Annotated in this window: 7 protein-coding genes and 7 pseudogenes; 8 read left to right on the forward strand and 6 right to left on the reverse strand. The window is 61.0% G+C overall.

The features are described from left to right. Positions 1 to 488: 488 nt before the first annotated feature. Positions 489 to 638, reverse strand: coding sequence for a hypothetical protein (locus ACLFKU_RS40025; protein ID WP_410852908.1), 150 nt, complete (start codon positions 636 to 638; stop codon positions 489 to 491). Positions 639 to 1,027: 389 nt separating this feature from the next. On the opposite strand from ACLFKU_RS40025, the gene gspD reads away from it, so the two are divergent. The 4 genes and pseudogenes from gspD to ACLFKU_RS40045 form a co-directional block, all read left to right on the forward strand. Next, a complete protein-coding gene (gene gspD, locus ACLFKU_RS40030) occupies positions 1,028 to 3,433 on the forward strand; it encodes a type II secretion system secretin GspD (protein ID WP_410852909.1) in 2,406 nt (801 codons plus the stop codon). A gap of 5 nt (positions 3,434 to 3,438) precedes the next feature. Then, positions 3,439 to 4,952: pseudogene (gspE, locus tag ACLFKU_RS40035) on the forward strand (type II secretion system ATPase GspE). A gap of 47 nt (positions 4,953 to 4,999) precedes the next feature. Further along, complete coding sequence (gspK, locus tag ACLFKU_RS40040) at positions 5,000 to 6,115, forward strand: type II secretion system minor pseudopilin GspK (RefSeq protein ID WP_410852910.1); 1,116 nt, start codon at positions 5,000 to 5,002, stop codon at positions 6,113 to 6,115. Positions 6,116 to 6,143: 28 nt separating this feature from the next. Continuing rightward, positions 6,144 to 6,308, forward strand: a pseudogene (locus ACLFKU_RS40045) (type II secretion system protein GspL); the annotation flags it as partial. 198 nt (positions 6,309 to 6,506) lie between these two features. Here the strand turns inward: ACLFKU_RS40045 and ACLFKU_RS40050 are convergent. The 4 genes and pseudogenes from ACLFKU_RS40050 to ACLFKU_RS40065 all read right to left on the reverse strand — a co-directional run bounded on the left by ACLFKU_RS40050 (position 6,507) and on the right by ACLFKU_RS40065 (position 10,387). Continuing rightward, complete coding sequence (locus ACLFKU_RS40050; RefSeq protein WP_410852913.1) at positions 6,507 to 6,842, reverse strand: hypothetical protein; 336 nt, start codon at positions 6,840 to 6,842, stop codon at positions 6,507 to 6,509. Further along, positions 6,782 to 7,842: pseudogene (locus tag ACLFKU_RS40055) on the reverse strand (IS630 family transposase); the annotation flags it as partial. The gene ACLFKU_RS40050 and the pseudogene ACLFKU_RS40055, both read right to left, overlap by 61 nt. Before the next feature lie 80 nt (positions 7,843 to 7,922). Then, positions 7,923 to 9,004: pseudogene (locus ACLFKU_RS40060) on the reverse strand (IS630 family transposase). A gap of 383 nt (positions 9,005 to 9,387) precedes the next feature. After that, positions 9,388 to 10,387: pseudogene (locus ACLFKU_RS40065) on the reverse strand (IS110 family transposase). A 1,001-nt stretch (positions 10,388 to 11,388) separates the two neighbouring features. Between ACLFKU_RS40065 and ACLFKU_RS40070 the strand changes: the two are divergent. Continuing rightward, positions 11,389 to 12,837 carry an FAD/NAD(P)-binding protein gene (locus tag ACLFKU_RS40070; RefSeq protein ID WP_410852911.1) on the forward strand — a complete coding sequence of 483 codons (1,449 nt, stop codon included), beginning with the start codon at positions 11,389 to 11,391 and terminating at the stop codon, positions 12,835 to 12,837. Between the two features lie 100 nt (positions 12,838 to 12,937). On the opposite strand, the pseudogene ACLFKU_RS40075 reads toward ACLFKU_RS40070, so the two are convergent. Further along, positions 12,938 to 13,033 (reverse strand): annotated as a pseudogene (locus ACLFKU_RS40075) (IS6 family transposase); the annotation flags it as partial. 471 nt (positions 13,034 to 13,504) lie between these two features. On the opposite strand from ACLFKU_RS40075, the gene ACLFKU_RS40080 reads away from it, so the two are divergent. The 3 genes and pseudogenes from ACLFKU_RS40080 to ACLFKU_RS40090 all read left to right on the forward strand — a co-directional run. After that, positions 13,505 to 13,789, forward strand: coding sequence for a hypothetical protein (locus tag ACLFKU_RS40080; RefSeq protein ID WP_375792186.1), 285 nt, complete (start codon positions 13,505 to 13,507; stop codon positions 13,787 to 13,789). A gap of 50 nt (positions 13,790 to 13,839) precedes the next feature. Beyond that, the gene (locus tag ACLFKU_RS40085; RefSeq protein ID WP_410852912.1) at positions 13,840 to 14,619 is read left to right on the forward strand and encodes a hypothetical protein; all 780 of its coding nucleotides are present in this window, start codon (positions 13,840 to 13,842) and stop codon (positions 14,617 to 14,619) included. 126 nt (positions 14,620 to 14,745) lie between these two features. Then, positions 14,746 to 14,916 (forward strand): annotated as a pseudogene (locus tag ACLFKU_RS40090) (IS110 family transposase); the annotation flags it as partial. Between the last annotated feature and the right edge of the window lie 196 nt (positions 14,917 to 15,112).

The raw sequence follows: 15,112 nt of genomic DNA on the forward strand, positions 1-15,112 counted from the left end.
CTGCCAGTTCAAACGCTATCCTTCGACACTGCGTGAATAAAAACCGGGTGAGAGACCGATTCCCACCCCCTAAAAGCGGACATTTGAACTTGGCCAGTAAGCGGACATTTCAAAATGGCTTTGACAGACGAACGGAGTATTCAGGTCGATCCTCAAGCGTGCACCACTGGATGCAAGCTTGTACGGTTGCTTCAAAAAAGAGTTTCGCGAATGCAAACACTCGATGGGCGGGAGCCGGCGCATGGACGAAACCTATGTGAAGGTCAAGGGCACAATGGATGTGCCTGCTCTTCGTCATCGGTAAGGCTGCTAACACGGTCGATTTCCTGTTGCGTGCTCATCGCTACAGGGTCGCCGTTCGACGTTGCTTCGAGAATGCGATTGCACGGAAAGGTGCGCCCGAAACGGCTGCCGTTAACAGAGGCGGCAGTCGATCTGGGTGCGCTCAAAGTGCTCAACGCCGGGCGGCCCACACCGATCAATGTCCGTCAGAACAGGGGCCTGACAAAATCATCGAGCAGGAAGGACCATCGCGCCATCAGGCGCATCGTCGCACTGATGATTCGATCGAGGATTTCCGGTGCGTGCGCATCATCCGCTCCGGTCTCCACAACATGCACATGATCCGAAAAGGGCAAATCAGAGTTCGTTTGCGGGTGGCCATTGTGGCCGGAACTTTCTCTTCTACGAGCAGATACGCGCGACGGACTTCATTCGGGTCGAACAACAAGGCGGCAACCAAATTCCATCAGCGTTGGCATTTGCGCATCAGGTAGGTCACGCGCCATGCCACCACGATAGGCAAGGTCGGCGCGCTCAATCCGGCCGACGGCAGCCAGTTGAAGGTTTGACTCTGCAGCCGTCATTGGCAATGCCCAATTCTCCCTGATCCGGGAGCGCCCGAAAGGTGCGCTTCGTTGTTTTCTGGCCGTCCTTCCATCAAAATTATGCAAGGGCAAACCTGCCGTTTCTTCGCACCCACATTGAATTCTAACCAGAATCAAAAAAATTTCGGATAACAAATCGTATGGCTTTATCTCGCGTCTTAACCGCATTGCTGCTAGCTGGACTGATCACGGGGACGACCGCACACGCACAGGTGACACTCAACTTCGTGAACGCCGATATCGACCAGGTCGCGAAGGCGATCGGCGCGGCCACCGGCAAGACGATCATTGTCGACCCACGCGTCACAGGTCAGTTGAACCTAGTATCGGAAAACGCAGTGCCTGAGGATCAAGCGCTGAAGACGTTGCAATCGGCGCTTCGCATGCAGGGCTTCGCACTCGTGCAGGATCATGGCGTGCTGAAAGTGGTGCCCGAGGCCGACGCCAAGCTGCAAGGCGTGCCGACCTACGTCGGCAACGCGCCGACGGCGCGCGGCGACCAGGTCATCACGCAGGTCTTCACGCTGAGGAATGAGTCGGCCAACAATTTGCTGCCGGTACTGCGTCCGCTGATCTCGCCGAACAACACGGTCGCGGCCTACCCCCCCAACAATACGATCGTCGTCACCGACTACGCCGACAACGTGCGGCGCATCGCCCAGATCATCGCGGGTGTCGATAGCGCGGCCGGCCAGGCGGTTGCAGTCGTGCCGCTGAAGAACGCGAATGCGATCGACATCGCGCAGCAGATGAACAAGATGCTCGATCCGGGCTCGATCGGCAGCACGGACGCGACGCTCAAGGTGTCGATCTCGTCCGATCCGCGCACCAACTCGCTGCTGATGCGCGCGTCGAACACCGCACGCCTCGCGGCGGCCAAGGAACTCGCGAAGCAGCTCGACATGCCGACCACGATGCCGGGCAACATCCACGTCGTGCCGCTACGCAATGCCGACGCGACGAAGCTCGCGCGCACGCTGCGCAGCATGCTCGGCAAGGGCGGCGGCGAGGGTTCGTCAGGCGGCGCGAACGAGGCCAACTCGTTCAACCAGAACACGAGCGGCGGCGGCGGTGGTGGTGGCGGTGGCGGTCTGTCGAACAGCGGCTATTCGACGCGCTCGTCGGGTACGCCGCCGTTGCCGTCGGGCGGCCTCGGCGGCGGCTCGATGAACTCGCCGATGGGCGGCGGCGCTTCGGGCTCGAACAGTAATACCGGCGGCTTTCTCGGCGGCGACAAGGAAAAGTGCGAGGATCAGGGCGGCGGCATGATTACCGCCGATCCCGCGACCAACTCGCTGATCATCACCGCGCCCGAAGCGACGTACCGCAACTTGCGCGCGGTGATCGACCAGCTCGATGCGCGTCGCGCGCAGGTGTATATCGAGGCACTGATCGTCGAGTTGAACTCGAATACGAGCGGCAACCTCGGCATTCAGTGGCAGGTCGCGAACGGCAACCTGTTTGCCGGTACTAACCTCGCGGCGGGCACGGGCAACAGCATCATCAACCTGACGCCGGCCGCGGCCGCTGGCGCCGGAAAGGGTCTCGCCACGGCTCCCGCCTCGAGCGCAGCGCCTGTCCAGCAAGGTCTGAACATCGGCTGGCTTCACAACATTTTCGGCGCGCAGGGTCTCGGCGCGCTGCTGCAGGCGCTGTCGCAGATCGCAGACGCGAACGTGCTGTCCACGCCGAACCTGATCACGCTCGACAACGAAGAGGCGAAGATCATCGTCGGTACCAACGTGCCGATCCAGACCGGTTCGTACTCGAACCTGACGAGCGGCACGACGAGCGCGGCGTTCAACACGTTCGACCGCGCCGACATCGGTCTGACGCTGCACGTGAAGCCGCAGATTACCGACGGCGGCATCCTGAAGCTGCTGCTCTACACGGAAGATTCGGCGATCGTGAACGGCACGAACAACGCGGCGACGAACCCGGCGAGCCCGGAATTCACGAAGCGTTCGATCCAGTCGACCGTGCTGTGCGATAACGGCGAGATCATCGTGCTCGGCGGCCTGATGCAGGACAACTACCAGGTCAGCAACAGCAAGGTGCCGCTGCTTGGCGACATTCCCTGGCTGGGCCAGCTGTTCCGCTCCGAGCAGAAGACGCGCAACAAGACTAACCTGATGGTGTTCCTGCGCCCGGTCATTCTCGCCGACCGCGACACCACGCAGGCCGTCACGGCGAACCGCTACGACTACATCCAGGGTGTGCAGGGCGCGTACCGTCAGGACAACAACATCATGAGGGATCGCGACGATCCGGTCGTGCCGCCGATGCCGCTCGGCCCGAGCCAGGGCGGGGTGCCGGCGATGAACCTGTTCGACCTGAACCAGATGCGCCGCCAGCAGATGATGCCGCAGCAGGCACCGCAACAGGTTCCTCAACAGGTACCGCCGCAGGCCGTGCCGCAAGCTGGCGCGCAGACCACGACCCAACCCGTGCCGCAGACGATGCCGCAAACCATGCCGCAACCGGCCGTCGTCGAGCCGGCAAGCGGCCCGGTGTCGAGCACGGTGTCGCCGGGAGCGCGTCCGTGACGCAGATGCCCGCGCAAACCGCGCCTTCGCAACGTCCGCTGAACGGCGATGCCGCGGCCGGCGAGCGCGCGGCACCCTCCCCGCTTGCCGCCCGGCTCGTGCCATACGGTTTTGCGCGCAGCGGCCAGATCCTGGTCGCGCATCAGCATGCCGATAGCCTCGAAGTCTGGATCAGCGAGCGCACGAGCGAAGCCGCGCTTGCCGAAATCGCGCGCAACTACGGCGTGGTGTCGGTCGTGCGCGTGCCCGCCGACGATCTCGCGCAGGCGATCAACCAGGCCTATGCGCGCCAGGACGGCAGCGCCGCGCAGGTGGTCGGCGAAGTGGAAGGCGCAGTCGATCTGTCGCGGCTGATGCAGGACATCCCCGAGGTCGAGGATCTGCTCGAATCGGAAGACGACGCGCCGATCATCCGTATGATCAACGCGCTGCTCACGCAAGCCGCACGCGAGCAGGCATCGGATATTCATATCGAGCCGTTCGAGAATGCGTCGGTGGTGCGTTTTCGCGTCGACGGCACGCTGCGCGACGTGGTGCGGCCTAAAAAAGCGCTGCACGGCGCGCTGATCTCGCGGATCAAGATCATGGCGCAGCTCGACATCGCGGAAAAACGTTTGCCGCAGGACGGCCGCATTACGCTGCGCGTCGGCGGTCGTCCGGTCGACGTGCGGGTATCGACGCTGCCCACCGGCCACGGCGAGCGCGCGGTGCTTCGTCTGCTCGAAAAAGACGCGGCGCGGCTCAATCTCGAAGCGCTCGGCATGGCATCGGACACGCTCGGCCAGTTCGACAAGCTGATCGGCAAACCGCACGGCATCGTGCTGGTGACGGGCCCGACCGGCTCAGGCAAGACGACGACGCTATATGCGTCGATGTCGCGACTGGAGACGGCGACCACCAACATCATGACGGTGGAAGACCCGATCGAATACGACCTGTCCGGCATCGGCCAGACCCAGGTCAACGAGCGGATCGGCATGAGCTTCGCGCGCGCATTGAGCTGATTCTGCGTCAGGACCCGGACATCATCATGATCGTTGAAATCCGCGACCTCGAAACCGCGCAGATTGCGGTGCAGGCGTCGCTGACCGGCCACCTGGTGCTCGCGACGCTGCACACGAACGACGCGGCATCGGCCGTCACGCGTCTGACCGACATGGGCGTCGAGCCGTATCTGCTCGCCTCGTCGCTGCTCGGCGTGCTCGCGCAGCGGCTCGTGCGGCGACTGTGCCCGGTGTGCCGCGAAGAGCGCACCGAAGAGGACCGCAGCAAGCGCTGGCATCCGGTCGGCTGCGACCGTTGTGGCCAGTCGGGTTACGCGGGACGCCGCGGCGTCTACGAGCTGTTGCTGATCGACGAAACGATCCGCTCGCTGATCCACCGCAACGCGGCCGATGCCGAAATTCTCGAAGCGGGCCGCGCCCAGGGCATGCGCACGCTGCGCGAGGATTCGGAGCGCTGGCTCGCGTCGGGACTGACGTCGCTCGAAGAAGTGATTCGCGTGACGGGCGGAGCATAAGCGCAGGCGGCATTCCGTGGAGAATGACATGAGATTCTCTTTTTCTGATGCGCGCCGTGCGGCTTCTGCGTTGCCTGCGTAACGCGGCTCCCGCCGGAAAACTGCAGCTACGGCAGCGCGGCGCCGCCATCATCGGCGCGTTGCTGGTGGTGACGCTGTCGGCAATTCTCGTCTCCAGCATTTTGTGGCGCCAGCAGGTACAAATCCGCCGCATCGAGAATCAGCGGCTGCTGTCGCAGGCGCAATGGGTCGCGCGCGGCGCGCTCGACTGGACCCGGCTGATCCTGCGCTCCGAGGGCGATACGTCGGCGGGCATCACGTATCTGGGTGGCGTGTGGGGCGAGCCGATCGCGAAAACGCGGCTGTCGGATTTTCTCGGCCAGATCGGCGAGGTGCGCGCTGAGCAAGGCGCGGCCACGTACCTGTCGGGCTCGATCGAGGACGCTCAGTCCAGATTCAATCTGCGCAATCTGGTCGCGAGTCCGGCACCCGGCGTGACGCAGATCAGCGCCGAGCAGATGGCCGCGTATCAGCGCCTGCTGGTGTCGCTCGGCCTGAGCGGGCAGCTCGCCAAAGTGACCGCGCTGCACGTGCGCGCGGGGCTGTCACAATCGGCGACGCGCTTTCAGACCGGCACGTCGATCAGCAGCTCGCCGCAGGTCGGCGGCGGCGGGATGACGGGCGGCAACTTCACCAACCAGCCCGCCATCGAGGACGGCGAGGACAACGTGGCGGTCGCGCCGCTGCTAATGACGGGCGTCGATTCGCTGCTCGACATTCCGGGCTACACATCGGAGATCGTCGTAAAGCTGCGGCCGTTCGTGACCGTGCTGCCGACCGTCACCGCGATCAACATGAACACCGCGTCGGCCGAAGTGATCGCGGCGGTGGTGCCGGGCATGACCGTGTCGCAGGGGCAGGCGTTGGTCGCGCGGCGCCAGACCGTGTTTTTCCGCAACGCCGGTGACGTGCAGCTCGCGCTGACCGCCGCCGGCGTGCAATCGGCGTCGATCGATCCGAATCAGTTCGACGTCAATTCGAGCTACTTTTTAGTCCACGGCAGTGTGCAGCACGAGCGCGCCGAAGTGGCTCGCACGACGCTCGTCTATCGCGATCCGCTGACTCACACTACGCGTATCGTGCGGGTACAAGACCAACTATGAATAACGCAATCCACAGAGAGAGTGGCCTTTGAGCACGCTGATCGTCCTATTGCCGCTGCGTGATCCGGCGGTGCCCTCGCAGGAGTGGCAACTGCCCGAGCTACCGTTCGTGCTGCTCGACAAGGCCGGGCGCACGCAGCGCGCCGGCCGCTCGGCGCTCGCGCTGCTGCCGCGCGCGAACACGACGGTGCTGACCCGGTGGTCGTCCGCAAACTGACCTCAATGAAGGTCGGACGCCACGAAAGTCAACGACTCTACAACTAACCTTGGCAAATCTGCCACGTTTGGGCTGAAAATGGTCATCACCGTCGAGCGCAATCGGCACGGCGGGAGAATCAGGTCGCGAACGGCCGGCGAACGACGCTTGGTTCGACGCAAGAATTGAACAGAATCAACTCGAACGCCGCCCCACCATCAGCATTGCCGCTGTGCCCCCGATCGCCCGTCCGCTGGGGTCCAGACGCGCGCGCAACCCGGACGCATAGGTGTGTGCGAAGAGAATCGTGAAGCCCAGCAACGCTCCCGACGCGGAATAGACCGAGAAGTCCACCGTATCCGTGATGTCAATTTCGAATACCGCCAGCAATAGAGGCATGACGGATATGACGGTGGTCGCGATAACCTTCCATTCGAGCAGCGCCGCGATCGGCGACGGAAACAGCGTGACGATACCGTACAGCACCAGAACACACGTCCAGCTTTGGCCGTGACGGAGGCCGCGCGCCACACAGATACGTTATAGACATCAAGGTATTGCCGGATCGCCTCTTCAAGTTGCCGTGTCGAGCGATGCGTGCCACGTCGAATGTACTTCTCAGTGAGCGTGGCGAACCAGCGTTCGCCCTGATTGAGCCACGACGCGGAAGTTGGCGTGAAGTGAACATGGAAGCGCGGATGACGAGCGAACCAGTTTTTAATCGAAGGCGTCTTGTGCGTACCGTAGTTGTCCATCACCAGATGTACGTCCATTCCGGCGGGCACGCTGGTGTCGATCGTACGCAGGAACTGCAGGAATTCGCTGCTGCGATGGCAGCCGATGCAATTCACCGATGACTTCGCCCGTGGCGATGTCCAGTGCAGCGAACAGCGTCGTTGTGCCGAGGCGCATGTAGTGGTGAGTACGGCGCTCGGGAATGCCAGAGGCCAACGGCAGTATGGGTTGTGTGCGATCCAGCGTCTGGATCTGGCTCTTCTCGTCCACGCACAACACCATTGCTTTCAGGGGTGGATCGAGGTACAGGCCCACGATATCGCGAACCTTGTCAACGAACAGCGGATCGCTCGAGAGTTTGAAGGTCTCCTGCCGATGCGGCTGCAGACCAAAGGCCCGCCAGATTCGGGACACGGCTGTCTGCGAGAGGTCCATCTCGCGAGCCATCGTGCGCGTACTCCAGTGCGTCGCTCCCGTAGGTACCGACTCGAGCGTCTTTGCAATAACAGCATCGACGCGCGTATCGTCAATCGTTCTCGGCGCGCCGGGACGCGGCGCATCGAGCAAACCATCGGGCCGATGCGCCACATAGCGCGCACGCCACTTCGATACCGTTTGCTGGGTGACCCGCAGTTTCGCCGCGACCGTCTTGTTGTCGATGCCGTCGGCGCAGGGCCAGCACGATCCGCGCTCGCAATGCCGCCGCCTGTGCTGTCTTGCGGCGCATCGTCAGGGCCGTGAGTTGCTCGCGCTCAGCTTCGCTCAGCACGAGCCCCGCCTTGGGTCTTCCGCTCATCGCCGCCTCTTCGAGTCCGTGGCATTCATTACACGGTACTACAGGCAGCAAATTATTTAACGAATTTTAAACTCACGAGACTAGTGTTCCGTCCCGGAAATAACTTTGCATAGCCGAGCCACTTTCTGAAGGATGGAATCGGCGGCTGCCGTCCAGACGAACGGACGGTTGTGCTGGTTGTACTGCACAACATAGCGCTCAATGCTGGCAATGAGCTGGCGTACATTTCTGAAGGAGCCGCGCCGGATAGCCTGCCGCGTGATCAGGCCAAACCAGCGCTCCAGCTGATTGAGCCAGCTCGAATACGTCGGCGTGAAGTGCATGTGATAACGGGTGTGCTTCGCCAGCCATGCCTTGACCTTGGGGTGCTTATGCGTAGCGTAGTTATCGACAATCAGATGCACGTCAAGCTCCTCCGCAACAGCCTGATCAACGTGCTGCAGAAAGGCCAGAAACTCCTGATGTCGATGACGCGACTTGCATTGCGCGATGACTTCGCCCGTCACCGCATTGAGCGCACCAAACAAGCTTGTCGTGCCATGCCGGATATAGTCGTGCGTAACACCTTCGAGGTAACCAGACCCATCGGCAACACCGGTTGCGTTCGCTCGAGTGCCTGGCACTGGCTCTTCTCGTCGACACACAACACCAGAGCGTTGGTCGGTGGGCTCAGATACAAACCGACAATATCGCGCACCTTCTCAACAAAGTACGGATCAGTAGAAAGCTCGAAGCTCTTCGAGCGATGAGGCTGCACGCCGAACAGCGACAGGTACCGGGCTACCGAGCTCTTCGAAATACCCGTTTGCGCAGCAGCAGAACGCACACTCCAGTGCGTTGCCCCGCCCGGCTTCTCATGCAGGACCTTCGCCAGCAACTCGGCCACCGCTTCGTCGTCATGCGCGCGCGGTCGCCCCGGGCGCGCTTCGTCATGCAGGCCGGCAAGCCCCTGGGCGACAAAACGCTTTTTCCAGTGCGTGATCGCAGGAGGCGTTACTTCACATTGCATCGCGATTTCCTGATTCGTATGGCCGTCAGCGGCCATTAACACAATTTTTGCCCGGCGCACCAGCGAATGAGGCAGCGACCGCGAGCGGCTCATCGACCGCAATTGCTCCCGCTCCAGTTCCGAGACCACCACCTCGATTCCCTTGCGCCCCATGATCGCCTCCACTCAACATCACTTGATCATAGAGCAACATAATTAAATGCAAAGTCATTTCTGGGACAGAACACTAGATAACAACGATCTCGCACAGACCACCTATTTGCACCATGTATGGACGACTCCCTGTTGTCAAGCAGTCTCAGTTTTCTGGCATCAGGTCGAGGTTGCAGCCATGTATCCGGGCTCAGTTGGCAGCACTCGCTGCGGGCCCACGATGAATATCCGCGAATGGGTACCCCATCAGAGCCTCGGGCTTGGTTGCCCTTGGTGCAAACCGGGTTCGGCCCACCACGGTCCGACCGTTCTGCCATCGAATTGAAGTCTGCTCAAGCAACCTCTGGAAGTGAACGCTGTTTCACTGCTAATAGCGGGACCTGTCAATCTGTCACGCTGGTTCGCGTGGGCACATGGTCCGCCTGAAAGGGCTGATTTCGTATCAGCATGGCCCACGCCGTCCGTGCATTCTTTGCCGCGAGCGCCGCAGCAGCGATATTTTTGTGCCGGCGTCGACATAGTTTCATCACCCAGGAATCAGCCATTTCGGGTTTGCTGGCTGCCATACGAATAACCGCGCGGGCGCCGTGAATCAGAAGTGTTCGTAATGCCGTATCGCCGCGCTTGCTGATGCCCAGCAGACGCGGCGTGCCGCCCGAAGAATGCTGACGCGGCACCAAACCCAGCCATGCAGCAAGTTCGCGGCCGCTGCGAAAAGATCCGGCGTTGCCGATCGAGGCTGCGAGGGCCGACGCGGTAAGTGGCCCGATCCCGGGTATTGTTTCGAGAAGCCGACCGGGCGCATCCGTGCGATGGATCGCGCGGATACGACCTTCGAGCTCAGCCACCTTGCTGCCAAGTTCGCGCAAGTGCTCGACGAGCATCTGGATTAACGCCCGGAACGGCTCAGAATGCCCATCGTCACGAGTGGAAAGAGCGGCCATGGCCCGTTGGCCAAGCAGTTGGATACCCTGTGGCAGCACGATGCCGAATTCGCCAAGAAGCCCGCGGATCTGGTTGGCAAGTGCTGTGCGTGATTTGACCAGACCGGCGCGTGCGCGATGCAGCGACAGCACTGTCTGTTGCGCCTGCGTCTTGAGCGGTACAAAGCGCATGTTCGGTCGCGTTATCGCCTCGCAGATTGCTTCGGCGTCGGCCGCGTCGGTCTTGTTGCTCTTTACGTAAGGCCGGACGAACTGCGGGGCGATCAGTCGAACGGTGTGTCCGAGCTTGGTGAGCTCACGGCCCCAGTAGTGCGACGAGGCGCACGCTTCCATGCCGATTACACACGGTTCGAGCGTAGCAAAATACCGAAGTACATTCGCGTCTTAGCTGTTTGCGTACAACGATTTCGCCTTGCGAATTCACTGCGTGAACCTGCATCACGCTCTTGGCCAGATCCAGTCCAGCAGTCGCTATATTCGTGATGAACGCTCCTTTGCCGTGGACGTCACGACTTCTCCACTTTGGCATAAACCCCTCGCTCGGTAGCGGGAGTCGTCCATCACATCAGAGCCCCAATCAGCGCTTCAAGGGTTTCACCGGCCAGCGCCCTGCTGGTGCCGGTCTTAGCGGCGACCGCATCGACGAATTCGTGCTTGTTCATGGTGGCTTCCGCAGACGTTGTGAAGATGCCGCCACGCTACCTGATCCACCGGTGTGTGCGCAATCGGCAGGCACCTCGACGCAGCTCGCGCTGTTTTCCCTCCCTCCGAGCCTGGCCCGCTGCCGGACCCGGGCGAAAGCTTGCGGGTTGCGCGACCCCGGCTCGCTTGACGCCGCGGCGCGAGGGTCAATCGGGCCGTCAACGACATCAATGCCGGGAACTGGCCCGATCGGGCGAACCTGCGAATCGCGCCTCCTTCAGCCGCACTCAGCCGGATGACCGTCGTGCACGACCCCGACGCCTGAAAGTCCGGTGAATTCGGAAACCGACGGACATACTGTCCCGAAATGAAGGCCCGGATAGCCCCAACTATCCGAGCCTCAATTTGCGGAGTATTGTTGACGCCCCGTTAGCCGGCCCCACTGTTTGAGGGTTCGTGGACAGCGCTGCGATGCCATTGAGGTGTGGCGCGGTCTACGCGAATTAGGTGCGCTACTGGGTTTGAACGGCACCCTCGAGGCGGCACACCCATCCGCCCCGAACCCATTCATTTGCGATGCGAATCAGTGTTATCCAAACAATCGATTTTGTAGCTTGAGGCGAAATGCCGCATAGTTGCTTCCTGCGACGCGCGGCACAGCTTTCGACTATCCGCGCCAGAAAGAGAGCTTTCCTGACGTGCCCCGATGCAAGCGACTCCATCGGAGCGGGTATCCATCCGAACGTCAAAATTAATTTTCTGCGTGAGCGGATACGAGCAATCATCGGAGCCGTGGCAATGACTGTATCGATCGTGATAGTGGGTGCCGGCTTTTGCGGGACGATGACGGCCATATGGCTACTGTCGGATCAAACCGCGAAGCCCCTGTCGATCGCACTGGTCGATGACAGCTATAGCGTTTCGCGCGGTATTGCTTATCGGTCAGACGAAGAGGGCTGGCTCCTGAACGCTCCCGCACGGACCCTCAGTGTTGAGCGGGACAACGGCAACGGCTTTGTCGATTATTGCCGACTGCGGGGCCGTCCTGCCGAACCCGACGATTTCCTGCCACGTGCGTGGTACGGTGATTATCTTGCACATCTGCTAAAACAAGCCGTCGAAAACCCCGGGAAGCATCAGTTTTCTCAACATGACGGATACGCCGTCGCGCTGAAACCCGTCGAGGATGGCCGAACGAAGGTTCATTTGCACACAGGTGTGGAGATTTCTGCCGATCACGTCGTCCTTGCGACCGGGCACAGCGATGGCCGCCGCTCCATCACTGTAGCAGCGACCGGTGGCGCTTCACTCGATCAACGTTTCCTCGCGAATCCCTGGGACGCAGTTAAACTGCGGACCGTGCCGGATGACAGCCATTTCTTCATGTGCGGGTCCGGTCTAACGGCACTCGACGTTGTTTACGCGCTGCACCGGCGCAGCGAAAAGTTGCGCTTCACGCTTATGTCCCGCCGTGGTTTGTTGCCCCAACACCACTGCCAGTCACCGCCGAGACTTCAGCCAGAAGCGCGGCGGTCGCTTCTCGATCAACTGACTGCCGGCCCTAGGCATTGCATCACCGTCGTACGCAAAGTCATTGTTGAACATCGCGCGAGAGGCGGTGACTGGCGCGAGGTGATCGATAGCCTGCGTCCAGCGGTACCGCAGATCTGGTCAAACTGGTCTGAGGCCGACCGGCGCGCTTTCGTGCGCCATATTGCGCCTTACTGGGACACACATCGTCACCGACAGCCAGCTTCCACGGCAGCGCTTGTCGCGTCACTCAGGATGAGTGGGCGTCTCTCGCTTATGGGGGGGCGAATCGAGACAATCAGCGCACATGGCGACGGGCTGCTGCTGGCTATTCGCCCGCGCGCAGCAACGGGCTCGCGCGTTGTGCACGCATCGTATTTCGTGAATTGCACCGGTGTCGGGATGGCTCCGGCTCATCGAGCTACGGCGTCAGATACAGAACTGCATGCAGATTGCATACACCGGCCTATAGCACACGCGTGTGATTCTCTTTTCGATCAGTTACGGCGCGACGGGATTGCAAAATTTGACTGGGCGGGGTTGTGTGTTGATGAGTCTTACCGCGTGGTTCGAGTCAGTAGCTGTACGAATCCATCTCTGTTTTATATTGGCCCTGCGCTTAGAAGACGCTTTTGGGAGGCGACGGCGGTGCCCGAATTGCTAATGCATATCGAGCGGATGACGGAGATCATAATGCGGCAGGTTTCTGCACATTAAACGCGAGCGCATTGCTTGACAGGGGCGGGGATGCAAGCGGGTTCTGTCGCAGTAAGACCGAGAGGTCGGTCAAGACCGATATGGCATGGATTCCTTGTCCAGCCAGCGAATAGAACTGATGTGCGGGAGTTTGCCAAGCGCCGCCATCGTTCACTTTCCCCTTGACGATCATGTGCATGACTTCGATGCCACCTAGATGCTATGTGGGAGGGCAGTGGCAGTAAGCTGGACTGGAGTAAAACGGGATTTCCAGACTCGTTTTCTCCGAGGGAGCACGCAAACGGGCACGCCTGACGCAGCCCTTCCACACAGCATCTAGGGGCCGTTTACATTCGATGAAATGTGCTTACATCTTGTCTTTTGCGCGAGCAGGCCAAGATGATTCGAACGTTATTGAGCGATGAAACGTCTTGCCGGGCAAGGAAGGCGATCCAGAGGACGGCTTCGACAATCGTTCGTCAGCGTAGACGGCCCGCCTTGGATCATTCGCCAGACATCGCTTCGCAACGACGCACGTTGGCTCGCATGCCATCATGCGCGAAATGGCGTGATGCGTTTTCAATAAGCGTAGGCACGTCAGGCGATACCAGCCGGTGTACGACGCACCTGCGTCGGACAAACTCTTGATGCCGCGTCCGGAGGCATGCATCAACGATCTGGTGACGACATGGACAAGAATGGGGTGATGACGGAAGAGGACGGCGGTGCGCCGCCTTCGCCGGGGGAAGCGGCCATCCTTGAGGAAGCATGCTGGCTGGCCGACTCGGGCCGCTACGCCGACTTCATAGACATCGAGAACGTGCTGCGTTTTGGTTACGGGCTGACCAATGCGCGGGCCCTGCTTGACCGGTATCCGGTTCGCAGGATGCTGAACCGCCGCTGCGCGGATGCCCGCGACGAGCGGCTGGTAGGGCGGTGCAGCATGACGGAGCTATTTCCTTTACTTCCTTAACAATTTCGCTATATTCGGGATAGGCTTGGCCGTTCCTTGGAAGAGATTGTATGTCTACGGCAACCATTCAGGCGTCTGAGTTTTCACGGCTGCTTGTGCGTGCTGCGAAGATGCTGGATCGTACTGGTGCGCGAACTCCGGAAGCGATCCGCAAGGTCGTGGCGAGCTCAATGCAGGCGGATATCGGTCAGCTTCCCGCTAAAAATCAGCAGAGATTCGCACAGTCGATCGCGCTGTTCGCACAGGGCTTCGATGATGCGCTGACGGCCGTCGCCGACGCGGCGGGCGAGCTGACGCCGGCCACGAAGTCCGGAACGGGATCCAGCCGCCGTGTGCCCGCACAACGTGCTCGCTCGGCGCTGCATCACAGGGCCGGGCGCGATGCGGCCATGTCCTCCGTCGAAGCGGAAATGTTTACAGAGGCGATGGCCGCCCGCGCGAAGCTCGCAAAGGAAGGCTCATTGCTTGAGCCTGCGGAATTCATGCGACGTGCGGGGGTCACGCGGCAGGCAATCAACCAGCGGCTGAAGACGGGATCGTTGTTCACCGTAGACGGTCCGAACGGGGTCAGCTATTACCCGGCCTTTTTTTTGGACGAGAGCCTCGACCGGCGCACGGTTGCTCGCGTGTCTAGGGCGCTGAAAGAGCTTCCGGGCGCCAGCAAATGGGCATTCTTCACGAATCCGCGGCGCTCGCTGGGTGGCCTTACCCCGCTGGAGGTGATCGGCGGCAAGCAGCCCAAATGCAAGCAGGGCGGTGGCAGCACCCCGCTCGAGAAGGTCAACCTGTCGATGGTTCTGCGGGCCGCAGCCGGCTACGCGGAGGAATAGCGTTTGGCTGCTCGTGTCCTCAAGAATCCGGCAAGGAATTTCAGCACGCTTGAATTGCCGGTCGTAATGATAAAAGCAAAGCGACTGGTCCGTATCTCGAGCTACAGCTCGGGTGAGCCGCATTTTGGGGGCAAGGCGGTGGCGGTCAAGACCGAGGCGCAGCAGGCCGTGCTGGCGCTGCACCGGATGCGACAGCAATTAGTGAAGTTCCGCACGATGCAGATCAACAGCATACGGGGTTTGCTGACCGAGTACGATGAAGTGATGGCTAAAGGTCGGTCCGCGTTGGATAAAGCGTGGAGCGGCCCCCTGAAACTCCGGACACAGTCTCCCACTTACAATAGCGGGTAGGCATACGACTGTGTATTTGACTAACAACAAGCAAGAATCTATGGTCCGCCCCAGTTTTGCAACCCTGACGCTTGATGCTGTGTTGGCTTGCTCGAATCTATCCGGCGTCGTTGTGGGGACTGTTCCCCGCGCCTCGATGAAG

This window comes from Paraburkholderia sp. EG304, assembly GCF_046543485.1.
Lineage (GTDB): Bacteria > Pseudomonadota > Gammaproteobacteria > Burkholderiales > Burkholderiaceae > Paraburkholderia > Paraburkholderia youngii.